Genomic DNA, 16,990 nt, shown 5'->3' on the forward strand with positions numbered 1-16,990 from the left:
GCCCGCCGCGTCGGTCACGACGCGACGGGCGCCGGAGTCGGGATCAGAAGAAGCCCTGGGCCTTCGGCGCGTAGGACACCAGGAGGTTCTTCGTCTGCTGGTAGTGGTCGAGCATCATGTGGTGGTTCTCGCGGCCGATGCCCGACTGCTTGTACCCACCGAACGCGGCGTGCGCCGGGTACTGGTGGTAGGTGTTCGTCCACACGCGACCGGCCTGGATCGCACGACCGGCCCGGTATGCGACGCCGCCGTCGCGAGACCACACACCGGCGCCGAGACCGTACAGGGTGTCGTTGGCGATGGAGATCGCGTCGTCGAAGTCGCGAAACGAGGTGACGGACACGACGGGGCCGAAGATCTCCTCCTGGAAGATCCGCATCGCGTTGTCGCCCTGGAAGATCGTCGGCTGCACGTAGTAGCCGCCCGACAGGTCGCCACCGAGATCGGCGCGCTCACCACCGGTGATGACCTTGGCACCTTCGCTCTTGCCGATCTCGATGTACGACAGGATCTTCTCGAGCTGGTCGTTGGAGGCCTGCGCACCGATCATCGTGTCGGTGTCGAGCGGATCGCCCTGGCGCACCGCCTTGGTACGGACCGCGGCGAGCGACAGGAAGTCGTCGAAGATGTCCTGCTGGATCAACGACCGCGACGGGCACGTGCACACCTCGCCCTGGTTGAGCGCGAACATGGTGAATCCCTCGAGCGCCTTGTCCTGGTAGTCGTCGTCGGCGGCGAGGACGTCGGAGAAGAAGATGTTGGGGCTCTTGCCGCCCAGTTCCAGGGTGACGGGAATCAGATTCTGCGACGCGTACTGCATGATCAGCCGGCCCGTGGTGGTCTCACCGGTGAACGCGATCTTGCGGATGCGGGGGCTCGACGCGAGCGGCTTACCGGCCTCCACACCGAAGCCGTTGACGATGTTGACCACGCCCGGGGGCAGCAGGTCACCGATGATCGAGATCAGGTGGAGGATCGATGCGGGGGTCTGCTCGGCCGGCTTGAGGACGACCGCGTTGCCGGCGGCCAGCGCGGGCGCAAGCTTCCACACCGCCATGAGGATCGGGAAGTTCCACGGGATGATCTGGCCGACGACGCCCAGCGGCTCGTGGAAGTGGTAGGCGACGGTGTCCGAATCGATCTCCGAGAGCGATCCCTCCTGGGCGCGGATGGCTCCCGCGAAGTAGCGGAAGTGGTCGATCGCGAGGGGAATGTCGGCGTTGAGGGTTTCGCGGATCGGCTTGCCGTTGTCCCACGATTCGGCGAGCGCGATCGATTCGAGGTTCTCCTCGATACGGTCGGCGATCCTGTTGAGGATCAGGGCGCGCTCGGCAGGCGAGGTCTTACCCCAGGCCGGTGCGGCGGCGTGCGCCGCGTCGAGAGCGAGTTCGACGTCCTCCTCGGTGCCGCGGGCGACCTCGGTGAACACCTGCCCCGTCACGGGGGTGACGTTCTCGAAGTACTGCCCCTTCACCGGGGGAACCCACTGGCCGCCGATCCAGTTGTCGTACCGCGACTGGAAGGACATGAGTGCGTCGGGTGAGCCGGGGCGGGCGTACACGGTCATGGTGCATCTCCTACAGCGTCGAGCATCCGGTATGTGATGCGGGACACTACGGACGCGGACGTTGCAACTACGTTGCGAGCTGCCCGTCCAACCGGTCCAGTTTCGCTTTCACCTGCGTGAACTGCGGCGATACCGGATCGAGCGTGCTCAGGTAGGCGGTCCACGCCGCGATGTCGTCGCGTCCGTGAACCGACGACGTCCACCGCGCGAGCAGCTGTTCGTCGCCGTCGCGCAGGAGCGCCGCCTGCACCCGGGTGCGCAGGTCGTCGCGGATCTCCTGGACACCCGGCGCGTCGGAACCGGGCAGGACCGGGCCCGAGTACCGGCGCACCGCGCCGGCGGTGTCGCCCCGGTCGAGGGCCGCACGCACCTCGGCTACGTCGGTGACGAACTCGGTGAGCAGACGATACGGACGCGACCCGAGGTGTTCGGGCCCGAGCACCTTCCGCAGACGGGACATCTCGGCGCGGATCGTGACGGAATCGAGTTCCGCCTCGTCGAGGAGCACCGCGAGCTGGTCGGAGGTCAGCCCCTCCGGGTGATCGGCGAGGATCAGCAGGATCTCGGCGTGCCGCTGCGAGAGTGTGGTGCGGCGACCGTCCAGGTGCACGGTGGGTCTCCCGGCACCGAACGTCTCGACCCGGGCGGACGGCGACGGGAACAGATGCGGAGAGGTGATCAGGTGCAGTCGCAGCTCCGCTTCGGCCGCCGCCACCGTCGCGCGCACCAGCTGCAGCACCTCCGGCGCGGCGACCCTGGGGCCACCGGTGATGTCGATCGCCCCGAGGATCCGTGCACTGATCGGATCGTGGACCGGACCCGCGGAACAGCTCCACTCGTGGACCGTGCGATTGAAGTGCTCGGCACCGAATATCTGCACCGAATGATCCAGCGCCAGAGCAGTTCCGGGCGCATTCGTGCCGACCGCGTCTTCGCTCCAGTCGGCACCCTCGACGAAGTTCATCGTCAGTGCGCGGTCACGCGCGCCGTGATCGCCCTCGACCCAGAGCAGTCGTCCGCGCTCGTCGCTGATCGCGACGAGGAGCCCGGCGTCGGCACCGTCGTCGACGAGGAGTTTGCGGACGACCGGCCTGATCAACCCCATCGGGTGCCCCGCTCGGTACTGTTCGAGATCGACGCCGGTGAGCAGACCCGGCTGATCGACCACGTCGGGATCCACCCCGCGGTGGAGGCTGCGCAGCCAGGAGTCGCGGACCACGGACCGCACGTGGTCGATACGTCGCTCCCCCAGCGCACCGACGAAGGTGTCGTGCGCGCGGGACACCCGCCGCGCATGCGCAGCGGCGTCGTCGCCCGGGCGCAGCGCCACCCAGGGGTTCGCCCACACGCCGCTCGTCGCGGTGTCGGTCGTCGCGGATCCGACGTGATCGGTCATCTACCGGGGACCTCCTTGCCGATACTGTAGTCCGGATCACACCGCGGGTGGGCGGTCAGGTCCCGTGATCAGTGCACTCGGCGGAACGGCGAGCCGTCACCACCGCCCCGCGACGCGGTGGGCCAGCATGACCGCGGTCGCGTGCGGACCGCGACTCGGTACCTGCGGGAACACCGAGGTGTCCACGACACTCAACCCCTCGATCCCGCGGACGCGGCACCGGTCGTCGACGACCGCCCCGTCGTCGTCACCCATGCGGCACGTACTCGACAGATGCACGGACGTGCCCAGGTGCGCGGTCAGCCAACGGTCGTCCGGTCCGCCGGGTGCCGCGGCGTCCGGGTCGATGCTGCCGACGTCGAGTACGTCCCCCATCCGGGCGAGCACCTCCACGGCCGCGCGGACACCGGCGCGCAGATCGTCGCGGTCGGCGGGATCGGCGAGATACCGCTGGTCGAGTGTCGGCGGAGCAGACGGATCGTGCGGGTCGAGCACGATCCGTCCGCGGCTGCGGGGCCGGGTGAGCACCACCCCCAGCACCGGATCGTGCACCCCGCTGCCCGGGACGGCCGACCCGAACGGCACGGTGTACGGACGCAGTTCGACGGGACCGGTGTGGAGCACCGTCTCGAGCAGCGCCGACCCCGGCGGCCGCTGCTGCGCGGTTCGGTAGCGGTAGCGGATCGTCACCTCCGGATGATCGCTGGAGCTTCCCCCCACCCCCGGCAGGTCGTGCCGCACCTCGATGCCGAGCCGACGCAGTTCGTCGGCGGGTCCGATGCCCGACAGCATCAGCAGTTGCGGCGAGCAGACGGCGCCCGCACACAGAACGACGTGGTCGGCATCGACGCGGTGGACCGCGCCCCGCCGGTCGGCGACGTCGACGCCGCGCGCTCGGCCCCGGGCGACGACGATCCGGAGCACGCGGTGATCCGCAGCGACCGTCAACTGCGGCCGGCCGAGCGCCGGCTGCAGATGCGCCCGTCCCGGTCCGGTGCGCACACCGTCGCGGACGTTGAGCGGGACCCGGCCCACCCCGTCCGGGCCCGGCGCGTTCAGGTCGTCGACCACGGTGTGCCCCACCGCGGCGGCGGCGGCATGGAAGGATCCGGACACCGGCTGCAACCGCTCCCACGACACCCGTGACACGGGGATCGGCCCGGCGTCACCGTGTTCGCGACCGCGGAAGTCCGCGTCGGTCTCGATCTCCCGGAACGAAGGCAACACCCTCTCGTACGACCAGGAGTGGGGCCACGAGTCGAGATCACGGTCGCGGGCACGCACGAAATAGGCACCGTTGACGGCCCCGGAACCGCCGAGCACCCGGCCGCGGGAGACGACGGTCGCTGCGCCCGGCGACAGCCGCGTCGGGTAGGTCGACGTCCACTCGCTGCCCGGCCCCACCGGAACCGTTGCCACATCCAGGATCTCGTCGGGCACGTCGTCGAGCGACGGAAATCCTCGGCCGGACTCGATCAGGAGAACGGACCGGTCGGGATCGTCGCCGAGCCGTGTCGCGACCACACTGCCGCAACTGCCCCCGCCGACCACGACGACGTCGGCCCGCCGGGGCAGCACGTCAGAGCCTGATGTCGGGAACCAGCGCGGACACGTCACGCGCGTCGATCGCGCCCTTCCACAGTCCCGTGCCGTAGGCGGCGTCGTCGAGCCGCTTCAGCAGCACGTACCGCAGCGGTCCGAGTCCGTCGACGTCCCGGTGCCCCCACCAGTCCCACAGTCCCTCGGCCACAGCGAAGGCCACGACGGCACGCCGGATCCTCCGCGAGAACAGTGCACCCACGAACGTCACCGGCCAGTAGTGGCGACACACCGCCGACGCCACCTGCCACAGTCCCCCCGCGAATCCACGCGCGGTGAGCGCGAGAGCGATACGGCTGGGCCGGTCGAGTTCGGTGAACATGCGGCGCACCCGCAGCAGGGTCACGATCTGGGTGAGCACCGCGGCGACCACCCCGATGCGGGTGAACGTCGCGAGCGCCGCGCACCCGAGGAGCGTCCACAGCGACATCGCCATCGGCGGCACCGACCCGGCGTGCCTCGCCGCCAGCGGGGCTGCACCGGTGCCGTAGAAAGCTTTGCGTGTCAACCAGTTCCGGAATCGGATGCGGTGGTCGTGTGCGACCTGCGAGACCGGTTCGTATCGCAGTCGCCAGCCGTCGGACTGCAACCGCAGGCACAGGTCGACGTCCTCGGCGACATGCAGCGCCTCGTCGAACCCACCCGCGTCGACGACCGCGGCACGGCGCACGAGCATCGCGGCACTGGGCACGTACGAGACGGGGCTGCCCGCGACCACCGCCGACTCGCGTCGCCCCAGGTCCAGCGACGACCGGGTGTGCTCGTACCGTGCCAGTGCCCCGGTGTCGGGTTCGAGCGCGATGATGCGCGGCGCGGCCAGCACGACCGCGGGGTCGGAGAAATGCCCGAGCAACGCCTCGAGCCACCCGAGCCGCGGAACGACATCCGAATCGAGAAACGCCACGAACTCGGTGTCCGCCACCCTCATCCCCGCGTTGCGCGCCGCGGCGGGCCCTCGGGGAACCTCATGGCGGATCACGGTGACGTGCCCCGCCTCCGGCGCCTCGACCGGGGACGCGGACCCGTCGTCGACGACGATCACGCGATGCCCCTGCAACACACCCAGCAGCCGTCGCAGGCCCGCCTCGTTGTCCTTGACCGGGACGACGACGGTCACCTCCGACATCGACGGCAACGCTGCGGGTCGTGGATGCCCGATGCCGGAGTCGAGAAGCCTGCGCGCGACCACCGCGGTCTGCGAGTCGACGACCTCGAGGTAGTCGTCGTCGATCATCGTCGCGGCGACCGGCGCGAGCTTGAGCATGCGGGTCGGGGACCCCCCGATGAGGACACGTCCGGCAGCGAAGCGACGGACACGCGGATCGATCCGCACCTTGAACCCGTCGGGGAGCCGGGCCCGTCGGGTCCTGGTCACGGTGGGTGCACTCGCCTGACTCACCGAAGTCGTCCTTCCGTTCCCGGTTGCCAGCGAGCAACCTGCTCGCTCGCCTGCTCCACGAGGCGGGCGAACAGGCGCGCCCCCTCGGCTGCGGTGGCCTCGCGGGGGTCGCCCAGAATGCCACTCTCGGACACCGCGACGATACCGGCTTCCCGCAGTCGCGGCATCAACGTCGCGATCGGTTCGGTTGCGCCTTCCACGGCTCGGGACATGTCCACCGTCTCCGGCGCCAGGTGCAGCATCAGGCCGGTCTCGGTACGTCCGGCATGTGGGTCGCCGCCGGGCACCGCGCACGCGAGCCACGCCGCGTCACGCCCCTCGTAGCGCAGCAGCGACACCGCTTCCGCCAGCGGACGGCCGTTGCCGCCGTGGCCGTTGACGAACAGCACCCGTCGCGCCCACCGGCACGCCGACCGCCCGTACTCGACGATCAGCGACTTCGTGGCCTCCGCACCGATGGACACGGTGCCCGCGAACGCCTCGTGCTCACCGCTGGACCCGTACGGCAACGCGGGCGCGAGCACCGTGCCGGGCAGCGCCGCGGCGACGGCCCGGGCGATCCGGGTGTCCGTGTCGAGGGGAAGGTGGGGGCCGTGTTGTTCGAAGGCACCGATGGGTACGACGACCGTCCACCGGTCGCGTTCGACGTCCGGCCAGTGGGCTGCGGTCAGGTCCCGGGTCACCGGTCCGATGCTAGGGGTTGGGGGCGTGCCCGACGCAACCCGGGCGGTGGACCCGGGACGGTGGCCGAGGGAGCACGGCGCTATGTTTCCGACGTGCAGATCGAACCCCGCCCGTTCGACGATCCCGACGTCCGATCGCTCGTCGACGAGGTGCAGGCCGAGTACGTGCGTCGTTACGGTGGCCCCGACGAGACCGTGCTCGTTCCCGGCGAATTCGCCGCGCCGACCGGCGCGTTCCTGCTCGCTCACGTGCACGGCCGGCCGGTGGGGATCGGCGGGTGGCGCTCCCCGACCCGCGCCCACGGACTGCGCGACGGCGACGCCGAGATCAAACGCATGTACGTGCGCGCCGATGCTCGACGCCGGGGCATCGCCCGTCGCATCCTGGAGGCGCTCGAGCGGTCCGCCGCGGAGTCGGGGCGCAGCCGGATGGTGCTCGAGACGGGAACCGCGCAACCCGAGGCGATCGCGATGTACGAGACGGCCGGATACACGCCGATGCCCGAGCGCTACGGTCGGTACGCGGACGAACCCTCGTCGCTGTACTACAGCAAGGAGTTGCCGCCGATCCGGCGGGCGACCGACACCGACCTGCGTGTGCTGCAGGAGATCGAGCGATCCGCCGGGCTCGTCTTCGCCGAGATCGGCATGGACGCGGTCGCCGAGGACGAGCCGCCGACTCCGGACGAACTGCGCGCGCACCTGGGGCGGTGCTGGGTGTGGCACGACGGCGACGACCGTGCGGTCGCGTATCTGATACTGGACGTCGTGGACGGTGCCGCCCACATCGAGCAGGTGTCGGTGCACGCCGATCATGCGCGGCACGGACTCGGACGCGCGTTGATCGAGCACGCCGCCGGTTGGGCCCGCGACCACGGATACCCGCATCTGACGCTCACCACCTTCCGGGACGTCGCGTGGAACGCGCCCTACTACACGCGCCTCGGGTTCACCGTCGTCGACGACGCGCGGCTCACTCCGGGGCTGCGTCGTCTGCTCGCGGAGGAGAGCGCTCGCGGGTTCGCGTCGTGGCCGCGGGTGGCGATGCGGCGCCCCCTCTGACCCGTGCGCACTTCTGGTAGCCCCCACTACCATAAGTGCGCACGGGTGCCGATCGCCCGGGCCGCATCGTGGCCCTCGACGATCGCCGCGTGCAGGCGGCGCGGGGTCACCGCATCGCCGACCCGGACCACCGGAACATCCACCTGCGACAGTGCTTTCCACAGGTCGTCGACGGGTTCCTGGTGCGTCGCGACGACCACCGCGTCGACGATCGTCTCGTCGACCCTGCCGGTGGGATGGTGCGCGAGAGACACCGCGACAGCACCGTCGGCGTCGTCGCGCACCGCGGTGACGGCGACGTCGGTGACCAGGTCGATCCGTTTCGCGTGCGCGCGACGGAGCCAACCGTCCATGTCGAGTGTCAGGCCGAGGTCCTGCCCGACGATCATGCCGGGGGTGCAGACGGTGACGACGCACCCGCGGTCGGCGAGGAATTCCGCGACGGACGTGGCCTGGTGGAAACCGAGTTCGTCGACCACGAGAACGCGGCCGTGCACGCCGACCCGCTCGTCGAGGACGTCCCGCACGTCCACGACGTGGTCGGAGCGTCCCGCCCAGTCGGGGCGGCGTGGACGCGCACCCGTCGCGACGATCACCGTGTCGGGTCGCAGCGACCGCACCGCGTCGACGTCGGCGGCGGCACCGACCCGCACGTCGACCCCCAGCCGTCGACAGTGCGCGTCGAGACTCGTCACCGCACCGAGCAGTTCGCGGCGGTGCGGGGCACGTGCCGCGGTGCGGATCTGTCCCCCGGTGACGGTATCGCGTTCGAGAAGGGTGACGGCGTGGCCGCGTTCGGCAGCGGTCGCCGCAGCCTGCAGCCCGCCCGGCCCTCCACCGACCACCACGACCCGCCGCGGTGACACCGGGTCCGGCACGGGGCCCTCGCGACCGGCCGTCGCGTTGACCGCGCAGCCGATCCACCTGCCCAGCCCGACCCGCCCGATGCACTCCTGGTTGCAGCCGATGCACGGGCGCACCCGATCGTCGCGGGCGGTCACGGTCTTCGATGCGAAGTCCGGGTCGGCGATCTGTGCGCGGACGGCACCGACGAGATCGCACACCCCCTCGGCGAGGGCGGCGCGCACCTGGTGGGGACGGGTGAACCGACCGACCCCGACGACGGGCAGCGACACCGCGGCGCGGATCGCCGCGGGCACGAACAGGGAGTAGCCGTGCGGTGTGGACATCGGTGCCTCGACGAGGTGCAGGGTCTCGGTGGCGACCCCGACGGAGGTGTTGAGGTAGTCGACGTGCCCGGAGTCCTCGAGCAGACGCGCGACGCCCACCGCATCGTCGATGTCGATGCCGCCGTCGGTGCCGTCGTGCCCGCTCAGCCGAACCCCCACGACCCGGTCGGGGCCGAGTGCCGCGCGGACGGCGGCGACGACCTCGAGCAGTGCCCGCGCCCGCCCGGTGAGGTCGCCGCCGTAGCCGTCGGTGCGGGTGTCGGTTCCCGGCGCGAGGAACGCCCGGAGGATCGATGCCTGCGAGCACTGGATCTCGACGCCGTCGAACCCGCCGTCGACGCACCGGTACGCGACCTCCGCGTACGCGTCGACGAGTTCGGCGATCTCGGCGGTGTCGATCGCGTGCGGCACCTCCCGGAACAGCGGGTCGGGGTCGGGCGACGGCGCCCACAGCACTCCCCGCGTGTACATCGAACTGCCCTGCGCACCGTTGTGGTTGAGTTGCGCCAGAATGCGCGTGCCGTGCCGATGCACCGCCGCGGTGAGTCTCCGGTATCCGGGAAGCACCGCATCGTCCCAGCCCCGGATGAGTTTCTCGTACGGGCGGTCCGACGGGTGGACGGTGTGTTCCTCGGTGACGATCAGCGCCGCACCGCCGCGGGCGCGTGCCTCGTAGTACGCGACGTGCCGGTCGGTGACCGTGCCGTCGGCGGAGAAGTTCGTCAGGTGAGCGGGAAACACCATCCGGTTGCGCAGCGTGACCGGGCCGAGCCGCAGACCGTCCCGCGGCTCGACACCGGTCGTCGTCTGCGCCACCCGATCAGACCTTCGAGTTCCCCTGGTCGAGGGCCATCTGGCTGCCGGTGATGGTCTTCGCACCGTCACCGGCGAGGAACAGCACAGCGTTGGAGATGTCGTCGGGGTCGGCGATGGGCTTCTCGGTGAGGATCGGCACGAAGCTCGGTCCCCACGACGGGTGCTTCTCGAACAGTTGCAGGACGCTGACGTCGGTTCCCATCGGGGTGTCCACCCCGTACGGATGGATGGAGTTGACTCGGATGTTGAACTCGCCCAACTCCTTCGCAGCCGCCTGGGTGAGTCCGACGAGGCCGAACTTCGCGGCCGCGTAGTTCGCCTGTCCGGGCATCGCCTTCAGCCCGGCGACCGAGCTGACGACGATGATCGACCCACCGTTTCCGGCGTCGATCATGGCGGGGGCAGCTGCCTTGAGGGTCTTGAACACGCCGGTGAGATTGATGTCGATCAGCTCCTCGAACTGATCGTCGGGCATCTCCCAGAAGCGGTTCCAGGTGCAGATTCCGGCGTTGGCGACCACGACGTCGAGCCGACCGAACTGGTGCACGCCCTCGTCGACGACGGCCTTCAGCGCGGCACTGTCGCGGACGTCGGCGACGCGAGCGATGATCTTTCCGCCGGCTTCTTCGACCAGCCGGACGGTTTCGTCGAAGTCCTCCCCGGTGGCCTGCGTGTAGGTGGTGTAGTCGGAGACGGGGCGGGCGATGTCGACGCCGATGATCGAGGCGCCTTCCCGCGCGAACCGCAGCGCGTGGTTGCGCCCCTGCCCTCGAGCGATACCGGTGATGAAGACGACCTTGCCGTCGAATTCGCCCATGTGTGCGGCCCTTCTCTCACGTTCGGAACATGCCGGACTGGAACACGTTGCATATTGCCATCACGCTACATCGAGACGGCAAGGTCGTGTCCCATCCGGATCGCATCCCGCACCGTGCGCGGAGCCACACAGTCTCCGATCGAGACCGTTCCGGGACCGCACAGCGAACGATCGGGGAGACGCGGCCCGCAGTCGACGAGCACCGCGCCGGCGACACGCGTCCGCGCACCGGAGACCCGATCCTCGAGCACCACCCCGTCGGCCGCGACCGTCACCGGGCGCACCCCGAGGTGGCGAATCACCCCCGCACGCTGCAGCCGAGTGTTCGCCCCGACGAGATCCCCCGTGGGCGCCAGCCGCGATCCCGCGATCGGGTCCGGTGTCGCGTAGTGCACCTCACGACCGTCCGCCGCGAGACGTTCGGCCACACCCACCGCGATCGGCCCGCCCGACGGATCCCACACCACGACACACGCACCGGGAACTCCGTCCGACAGGTCGCGCGGATCCATCCGCACACCTCCCGCCTCCACGCCGAACGAAGGCGGCCGGGGCACACTGCCGACCGCGACGACCACATCCGTGCCCGACGCACCAGCCGACGCGACGTCCGACGCACCGAGCGTCACCCGGGTGCGCACGTCGACGCCGAGTGCGCGGCACCGCGCGGTCGACCAGTCGAGCAACGCTCCGTATCCGGTGGCGCGTGCCGACCCGCCCGTGCGGGCCTCGCGCTCGACGAGGGTGACGCGGTGTCCCCGCTCGGCGAGCACACGCGCCGCCTCGAGGCCGGCCGGTCCGGCGCCGACGACGAGCACGTCGCGCGCCCGCGCGGGATCCGGCGGCCGCGGCGCGCCCTCGCGTCCCGCCTCCGCGTTCGCCGTGCACCCGACCGGCGGGTTGCGGAAGTCCCGGACCAGGCATCCCTGATTGCAGCGCACGCACGGCCGCGGCTCCCGCCCCGCCCGCACCGCACCGACCAGATCGGGGTCGGCGATCTGCGCGCGGGTCATCTCCACGAGGTCGCACACCCGCCCGTCGAGGAGTCGACGCGCGTGTGCGGGTTCGACGACACCGCCCTGCACCGCGACGGGCACGGTCCCGCCGACGGCGCCGCGCATCGTCCGGCAGAGTTCGTCGTTGTGACCGGCCGGGGTGTGCGCATCGGGCCGGTAGGTCTCGGGGGTGAACGGTCCGCCGCGCACCACCGTGAGCAGATCCACCGTCGGAGCGACCTCCCGCGCCACCTCCGCCGCGTCCGCCGGCGTGATTCCGCCCCACGGCGCGTTCTCGTCGCAGCTCAGCCGCAGCGCGAGGATCCGGCCGGGACCGAGTGCGTCGCGCACCGCCGCGAGGACCTCGCGCAGCAGCAGCACGCGGTCGGTGCCGTACCGGTCGTCGCGCCGGTTGGTCAGACCCGACAAGAACTGGCGCAGCAGCGAGGTCGGCCCGGCGTCGAGTTCGACGCCGTCCGTTCCGGCATCCGCGGCCATCTGCGCGGCCGCACGGAATCCCGCTGTGACAGCGGCGATCTCGCCGACGGTCATCTCCATCGGGAGTTCTCGACCCACGGGATCCGGGACGCGCGAGGGCCCCCACAGAGGCGCCTGCGTCCACGCACTCGACCCCTGCAGCCCGGTGTGTCCCAGACCCGCGAGGACGAGCGCACCGTGCACGTGGCAGCGCCGAGCGATCCGGGACCATCCCGGTCCGCACCGCTCGGCGAGCGGTGCCCGCTCGTACGGGTGGTCGAGGCCGTGCACCGACGCGATCTCGGTGACGACGATCCCCGCACCCCCCGCCGCGCGCCGCGCGTAGTACGCGACGTGACGGTCGGAGAACGCGCGCCCCTCAGCGAGATTCGTCTCGTGTGGGCCGAAGATGACCCGTGACGGAGCGGTCCGCCCGGCGAGCGTGACCGGCCCCGTCAGCGTGTGCGTCATCGTCCCGTGTCAGACCCCGAGATCGCGGCGGAAGCCCTCGGGCACGATCACGTCGTCGCGCGTCAGTTCGTGGATCGAGGTCTTGCCCAGCCCCATGAGCGCCGAACCGATTCCGCCGCTGAGGATGTCGAGCACGTTCTCGACTCCGGCCTGACCGTTGGCGGCGAGACCCCACAGATAGGCACGGCCGATCATCACGGCCTTCGCGCCGAGCGCGAGCGCCTTGACGACGTCGCTGCCACGCCGGATCCCACCGTCGAGGAGCACCTCGACGTCGTTGCCCACCGCGTCGGCGATCGCGGGCAACGCCCGGATCGGCGCGGGAGTGCCGTCGAGGTTGTTGCCACCGTGGTTCGACACCGAGATCGCCGTGACACCGGCGTCGACGGCCCGCTTCGCGTCGTCGACACGCATGACGCCCTTGAGCACGAACGGTCCGTCGCCCCACTGCTCGCGCAGCCACGCGACATCCTCCCAGGTGGGCAGCGGCGTGGTCATCCACTCACCGTATGCACCGAAGAACGTGGGTGCCGTGCCTCCGGGCAGCGTCAGGTTGGGGGTGGTCAGATCCGGGACACCGCCCGACCTGGCCCACTCGAGCAGCCACTGGGGTCGGGTGATGCCCTCCGGCGCGAACTTGACCATCGCCTCGAGGTTCATGCGTTCGGGGATGGCGGGACTACCCCAGTCGCGACCGTTGGAGAACGACCAGTCCAGGGTCATGATCAGGCCCTTGGCACCGGCGGCGCGGGCACGTTCCATGCGCTGGACGAGCACGTCGCGGCTGCCCACCCAGTACATCTGGAACAGGGTCTTGTCGTTGGCGGCGGCGACGTCCTCGATCGACTTGGACGCGAACGAGCTGAGCCCCATCGCGACGCCGCGGGCGGCTGCGGCCCGCGCGACCGCGACCTCGCCGTCGGGGTGCACCGCCTGCACCCCGGTCGGCGAGATCATCACGGGCATCGACACGTCCTGGCCCAGGACGGTCGTGCCCATCTCGCGTTTGTCCGACAGGCCGGCCACGTGCGGCGCGAACCCGAGCTCACGGAACGCGGCCGTGTTGTCGTCGACGGTCAGGCCCGCCTCCGAACCTGCGACCAGCGCGCCGTACACGGACTTGGGCAGCCGCTTGCGGGCGCGCTCCTGCGCGACCGCGACGGTCTCGAACCAGGGGCTTCGAGCCCAGGGGTTCTGCAGCCAGGAGGGCTTGGCCATCGTGTGATCTCTCCTCGGATCTAGAAGCCTGCGAGCGGATTCTCGTCGCAGAACTTGGCGGGGGGTTTGGTCAGCAGCGTCAGCGGCACGGGCGCTGCGGGGGTGCGACGCTCGGCGCGCTTGCCGGTGCGGGAATGATCGACGCTGGACTGAGGGACGGTGCGGTCGGCCTCGAGCGCGGATTGTCCGTGTCCCTGCACGCATTCGGGGTCCGGTCCGTCCATCGGCAGTCCGGTGAAGAACTTCGCGGCCATGCAGCCTCCGCGGCAGGAGTCGAAGAAACTGCAGGAACTGCACGCTCCCGCGGACTGGGGTTCGCGCAGTTCGCGGAACAACTCGGAGTTCTTCCACACCGACGCGAACCCACCATCGGTGACGATGCTGCCGGCGAGGAAGTTGTCGTGGATCGCGAACGGGCAGGCGTACACGTCACCGACCGGGTCGATCAGGCACACCACGCGGCCGGCACCGCACAGGTTCAGGCCCGGTAGCGCACCGGCACCGTCCGATCCTCCGAAGGCGGACAGATGGAAGAACGAGTCGCCGGTGAGCACGCCCTCACCGTGCGCGACCAGCCATTCGTAGAGCTGACGCTGCTGTTCGTGGGTGGGGTGCAGGTCGTCCCACACGTCCACGGCGCGACCCGACGGGCGCAGCCGCGTGATGCGTAGGGTGGCGCCGTACCTGTCGGCGAGTGCCTTGAACTCGTCGAGCTGGTCGACGTTCTGCCGGGTGACGACGACGGAGATCTTCGCGTCGCGGAAGCCCGCCTCGGACAGGTTCTCGAGCGCACGCACGGCCATCGCGAACGAACCGGGGCCGCGCACGGCGTCGTTGACCTCGGCGGTCGCGCCGTCCAGCGAGATCTGGACGTCGACGTAGTCGGACGCGGCCAGTCGCGCGGCGACCTTCTCGTCGATCCGCACACCGTTGGTGGAGAACTTCACGCCCACCTGGTGTTCGGTGGCGTAGTCGACGAGTTCCCAGAAGTCGGAGCGTACGGTGGGTTCACCGCCGCCGATGTTGACGTAGAACACCTGCATTCGCTGCAACTCGTCGATGATCGACTTGCACTGTTCGGTGGTCAGCTCACGCGGGTCGCGTTTACCCGACGACGACAGGCAGTGCACGCACGACAGGTTGCACGCGTAGGTCAGCTCCCAGGTCAGGCAGATCGGCGCGTCGAGACCCTTCTCGAACTGGTCGACGAGACGGCCGACCCGGGGCGGGGCGGCGGGAGCGGCGGGCGGTTCGAGCAGAGACGTCATAGCGGGGTCCTTGCTGGGTGTGGGCTGTTCGGGCGGCGCAACTCTCAGGCGGGGACGATCATGTGCGAGTCGGCCAGTGTGCGCAGGGCGCGCAGATAGGGCCGTTCGGCGGTCTCGTCCACGCCGTGTGCGCGCAACGCGGCTCGCACCGATTCGTGGTCGCCCAGAGAGCGGACGACGCCGACGATCACGGTGTTCTTCAGGAACGACAGTTTGCGGGTGCCGAAGTGGTAGAGCAACGCCCCGAACGGCTCGGGGCGAAGCGCTACCTGCGGGTGGAGCCGCCAGGTGGCACCCGGGTCGAACGTATCGGTGCTCTTCTTCTCGGGGGACACGTCGATGGCTCCGGGGGCGGTCATGATCAGTACACGCCGCACATGCCGTCGATCGACACCTCTTCGACGAGGGATTCCTCGACCAGCTCGGACTCGATCACCGCGTTGTCACGATCGGACATGCTTCCTCCTCGGTTGGACCCCTGTGCGTTTTCACTGCCACAGCGGGGTTGCACTGTGACTCGGATTACCAATGTAATGGCATCCGGTGCACAATGTCACGCAGGAGGGAACGAATCGCATGCGCAGTCGCCGGAAACCGTCCGCTCGGGTAGGCCGCCGCCCGTCCACCACGAAGGAGAACCTGGCCGCGATCGGGATCGAGTTGTTCACCGACGTCGGATTCGATGAGACGAGCATCGACGACATCGCGGCTGCCGCGGGCATCGCGCGACGCACCTTCTTCCGGTATTTCCCCTCGAAGAACGCCCTGGCCTGGGGCGACTTCGACGGGCATCTCGCCCACATGCGCGCCCACCTGGACGCCGTCGACGACGACCTGCCCCTGAGCCGGGCCCTCACGACCGCGCTGCTGGATTTCAACACCTTTCCCGCCACCGAGACCGCACGGCACCGCGCGCGGATGGAGCTGATCCTCGGCACTCCCGCGTTGCAGGGGTATTCGTCGGTGATGTACCAGGGCTGGCGGGGGGTCATCGCCGCGTTCGTGGCAAAACGGATCGGCGCGGAACCCGACGGCCACATCCCCCGCACCGTCGGCTACCTCATGCTCGGGGTCGCCCTCGCCGCGTACGAGCAGTGGCTCGCCGACCCCGACGCCGACCTCGAAGAACTTCTCACCACCGGAATGCAGGCGGTCACCCGGGGGCTGGACTACTGTGACCCCCACTCCCCCGATTCCACTCCCGGACAGGCCGACCCGTCATGACCGTGCTCGATTCGCTCGCCCCCTGCCCACCCGGTCGTTGGACGCACGACCACGTCACCGTCGAACACGTCGACTCCGGACCATTGACGTTGCGGCGCAGCGACGGCCGACTCCGCGTGACGCACTCGCTGACCCCCGCCGATCTGAGCGAACGGCTCGTCGCGGGCGTCACCGCGTCGGTGCAGGACGCCGACTTCGGCCAGGAGGAATTCGAACTGACGATGGTCGGGCTCGTCCGCTCCACCGTGCCGGGCGCCCTGGACTCGTGGTCCGTCTACTACCGCAATTCTCTGCGCGAACTCCTCGATGGAACAGCAGATTTCGCGCCGATCCATGATCGTGCGGCCGAACTCGTGCGCGGCAGCGTACTCGACCTCGGCTCCTGCTTCGGCTTCCTGCCGCTGCGCCTGGCCGGGGCCGGTGTCCCGGTGACCGCCACCGACATCCTCCCCGGCACCATGCGCCTGCTCGACGCGGTCGCGCCCGAGCTGGGTGTCGCGCTCGAGACCATCGTGTGCGACGCCACGCACGTGCCGGTCCCCGACGGCAGTGCCGACACCGTCACCGCGATCCACCTGCTCGAACACGTCGACGACACGATCGGCGACGCCGTCGTCGACGAGGCACTGCGCGTCGCTCGGGAACGCGTCGTGATCGCGGTGCCGTTCGAGGACGAGGCGACCGCCTGCCACGGGCACGTGCGCACGTTCGATCCCGAGGCGCTGCGCGCGCTCGGCGAACGTACCGGTCGCGACTTCGACGTCGTCGAACATCACGGCGGATGGCTGATCCTCGACGCGTCCTGACG

15 protein-coding genes are annotated in these 16,990 nt (G+C 70.1%); 3 read left to right on the plus strand and 12 right to left on the minus strand.

What is annotated here, in order from left to right; translation table 11 throughout:
* Nucleotides 1-43: 43 nt before the first annotated feature.
* From adh to mftE, 5 genes are all read right to left on the minus strand, one after another.
* Nucleotides 44-1,567: an aldehyde dehydrogenase gene (adh, locus tag LDQ05_RS07265; RefSeq protein ID WP_226436226.1), complete on the minus strand. Its 1,524-nt coding sequence runs from the start codon at nt 1,565-1,567 to the stop codon at nt 44-46.
* A gap of 67 nt (nt 1,568-1,634) precedes the next feature.
* Nucleotides 1,635-2,963: a helix-turn-helix domain-containing protein gene (locus LDQ05_RS07270; RefSeq protein ID WP_226436227.1), complete on the minus strand. Its 1,329-nt coding sequence runs from the start codon at nt 2,961-2,963 to the stop codon at nt 1,635-1,637.
* Nucleotides 2,964-3,059: 96 nt separating this feature from the next.
* Nucleotides 3,060-4,541, minus strand: a complete 1,482-nt coding sequence (mftG, locus tag LDQ05_RS07275) for a mycofactocin dehydrogenase MftG (protein WP_226436228.1) — start codon at nt 4,539-4,541, stop codon at nt 3,060-3,062.
* 1 nt (nt 4,542) lies between these two features.
* Nucleotides 4,543-5,961 (minus strand): mycofactocin biosynthesis glycosyltransferase MftF, encoded by a 1,419-nt coding sequence (mftF, locus tag LDQ05_RS07280; RefSeq protein ID WP_226436229.1) that lies wholly within the window; start codon nt 5,959-5,961, stop codon nt 4,543-4,545.
* A complete protein-coding gene (gene mftE, locus LDQ05_RS07285) occupies nt 5,958-6,644 on the minus strand; it encodes a mycofactocin biosynthesis peptidyl-dipeptidase MftE (protein WP_226436230.1) in 687 nt (228 codons plus the stop codon). The genes mftF and mftE overlap by 4 nt, the downstream gene beginning before the upstream one ends.
* Nucleotides 6,645-6,737: 93 nt before the next feature.
* Here mftE and LDQ05_RS07290 point away from each other — a divergent pair, with 93 nt between their 5' ends.
* Complete coding sequence (locus LDQ05_RS07290; protein ID WP_226436231.1) at nt 6,738-7,706, plus strand: GNAT family N-acetyltransferase; 969 nt, start codon at nt 6,738-6,740, stop codon at nt 7,704-7,706.
* 26 nt (nt 7,707-7,732) lie between these two features.
* On the opposite strand, the gene LDQ05_RS07295 is transcribed toward LDQ05_RS07290, so the two are convergent.
* From LDQ05_RS07295 to mftA, 7 genes are all read right to left on the minus strand, one after another.
* Nucleotides 7,733-9,712 carry a mycofactocin system FadH/OYE family oxidoreductase 2 gene (locus LDQ05_RS07295; RefSeq protein ID WP_226436232.1) on the minus strand — a complete coding sequence of 660 codons (1,980 nt, stop codon included), beginning with the start codon at nt 9,710-9,712 and terminating at the stop codon, nt 7,733-7,735.
* A gap of 4 nt (nt 9,713-9,716) precedes the next feature.
* Nucleotides 9,717-10,529 carry a mycofactocin-coupled SDR family oxidoreductase gene (locus LDQ05_RS07300; RefSeq protein WP_226436233.1) on the minus strand — a complete coding sequence of 271 codons (813 nt, stop codon included), beginning with the start codon at nt 10,527-10,529 and terminating at the stop codon, nt 9,717-9,719.
* Between the two features lie 65 nt (nt 10,530-10,594).
* Nucleotides 10,595-12,472, minus strand: coding sequence for a mycofactocin system FadH/OYE family oxidoreductase 1 (locus tag LDQ05_RS07305; protein ID WP_226436234.1), 1,878 nt, complete (start codon nt 12,470-12,472; stop codon nt 10,595-10,597).
* Between the two features lie 9 nt (nt 12,473-12,481).
* Nucleotides 12,482-13,690 carry a pre-mycofactocin synthase MftD gene (gene mftD / locus LDQ05_RS07310; RefSeq protein ID WP_226436235.1) on the minus strand — a complete coding sequence of 403 codons (1,209 nt, stop codon included), beginning with the start codon at nt 13,688-13,690 and terminating at the stop codon, nt 12,482-12,484.
* A 20-nt stretch (nt 13,691-13,710) separates the two neighbouring features.
* Complete coding sequence (gene mftC, locus LDQ05_RS07315; protein WP_226436236.1) at nt 13,711-14,958, minus strand: mycofactocin radical SAM maturase; 1,248 nt, start codon at nt 14,956-14,958, stop codon at nt 13,711-13,713.
* A 44-nt stretch (nt 14,959-15,002) separates the two neighbouring features.
* Entirely contained in the window at nt 15,003-15,317 is a 315-nt protein-coding gene (gene mftB / locus LDQ05_RS07320; RefSeq protein ID WP_226436237.1) for a mycofactocin biosynthesis chaperone MftB, read from the minus strand.
* Between the two features lie 2 nt (nt 15,318-15,319).
* A complete protein-coding gene (mftA, locus tag LDQ05_RS07325; protein WP_226436238.1) occupies nt 15,320-15,415 on the minus strand; it encodes a mycofactocin precursor MftA in 96 nt (31 codons plus the stop codon).
* A 119-nt stretch (nt 15,416-15,534) separates the two neighbouring features.
* Between mftA and mftR the strand changes: the two genes are divergently transcribed.
* Both mftR and mftM read left to right on the plus strand, forming a co-directional pair.
* Nucleotides 15,535-16,182, plus strand: a complete 648-nt coding sequence (gene mftR, locus LDQ05_RS07330) for a mycofactocin system transcriptional regulator MftR (protein WP_226436239.1) — start codon at nt 15,535-15,537, stop codon at nt 16,180-16,182.
* Nucleotides 16,179-16,988 (plus strand): mycofactocin oligosaccharide methyltransferase MftM, encoded by an 810-nt coding sequence (gene mftM, locus LDQ05_RS07335; protein WP_226436240.1) that lies wholly within the window; start codon nt 16,179-16,181, stop codon nt 16,986-16,988. The genes mftR and mftM overlap by 4 nt, the downstream gene beginning before the upstream one ends.
* Nucleotides 16,989-16,990: the final 2 nt, after the last annotated feature.

Origin of the sequence: Rhodococcus yananensis (assembly GCF_020515525.1) — a bacterium.
GTDB lineage: Bacteria > Actinomycetota > Actinomycetes > Mycobacteriales > Mycobacteriaceae > Rhodococcus > Rhodococcus yananensis.

Excerpts from the sequence above, each read along its gene's own strand:
- mftR (WP_226436239.1), top strand. The coding sequence starts at position 15,535 with ATGCGCAGTCGCCGGAAACCGTCCGCTCGGGTAGGCCGCCGCCCGTCC.
- mftB (WP_226436237.1), bottom strand. The coding sequence starts at position 15,317 with ATGACCGCCCCCGGAGCCATCGACGTGTCCCCCGAGAAGAAGAGCACC.
- LDQ05_RS07300 (WP_226436233.1), bottom strand. The coding sequence starts at position 10,529 with ATGGGCGAATTCGACGGCAAGGTCGTCTTCATCACCGGTATCGCTCGA.
- mftD (WP_226436235.1), bottom strand. The coding sequence starts at position 13,690 with ATGGCCAAGCCCTCCTGGCTGCAGAACCCCTGGGCTCGAAGCCCCTGG.
- LDQ05_RS07270 (WP_226436227.1), bottom strand. The coding sequence starts at position 2,963 with ATGACCGATCACGTCGGATCCGCGACGACCGACACCGCGACGAGCGGC.
- adh (WP_226436226.1), bottom strand. The coding sequence starts at position 1,567 with ATGACCGTGTACGCCCGCCCCGGCTCACCCGACGCACTCATGTCCTTC.
- mftC (WP_226436236.1), bottom strand. The coding sequence starts at position 14,958 with ATGACGTCTCTGCTCGAACCGCCCGCCGCTCCCGCCGCCCCGCCCCGG.
- mftM (WP_226436240.1), top strand. The coding sequence starts at position 16,179 with ATGACCGTGCTCGATTCGCTCGCCCCCTGCCCACCCGGTCGTTGGACG.
- mftA (WP_226436238.1), bottom strand. The coding sequence starts at position 15,415 with ATGTCCGATCGTGACAACGCGGTGATCGAGTCCGAGCTGGTCGAGGAA.
- LDQ05_RS07305 (WP_226436234.1), bottom strand. The coding sequence starts at position 12,472 with ATGACGCACACGCTGACGGGGCCGGTCACGCTCGCCGGGCGGACCGCT.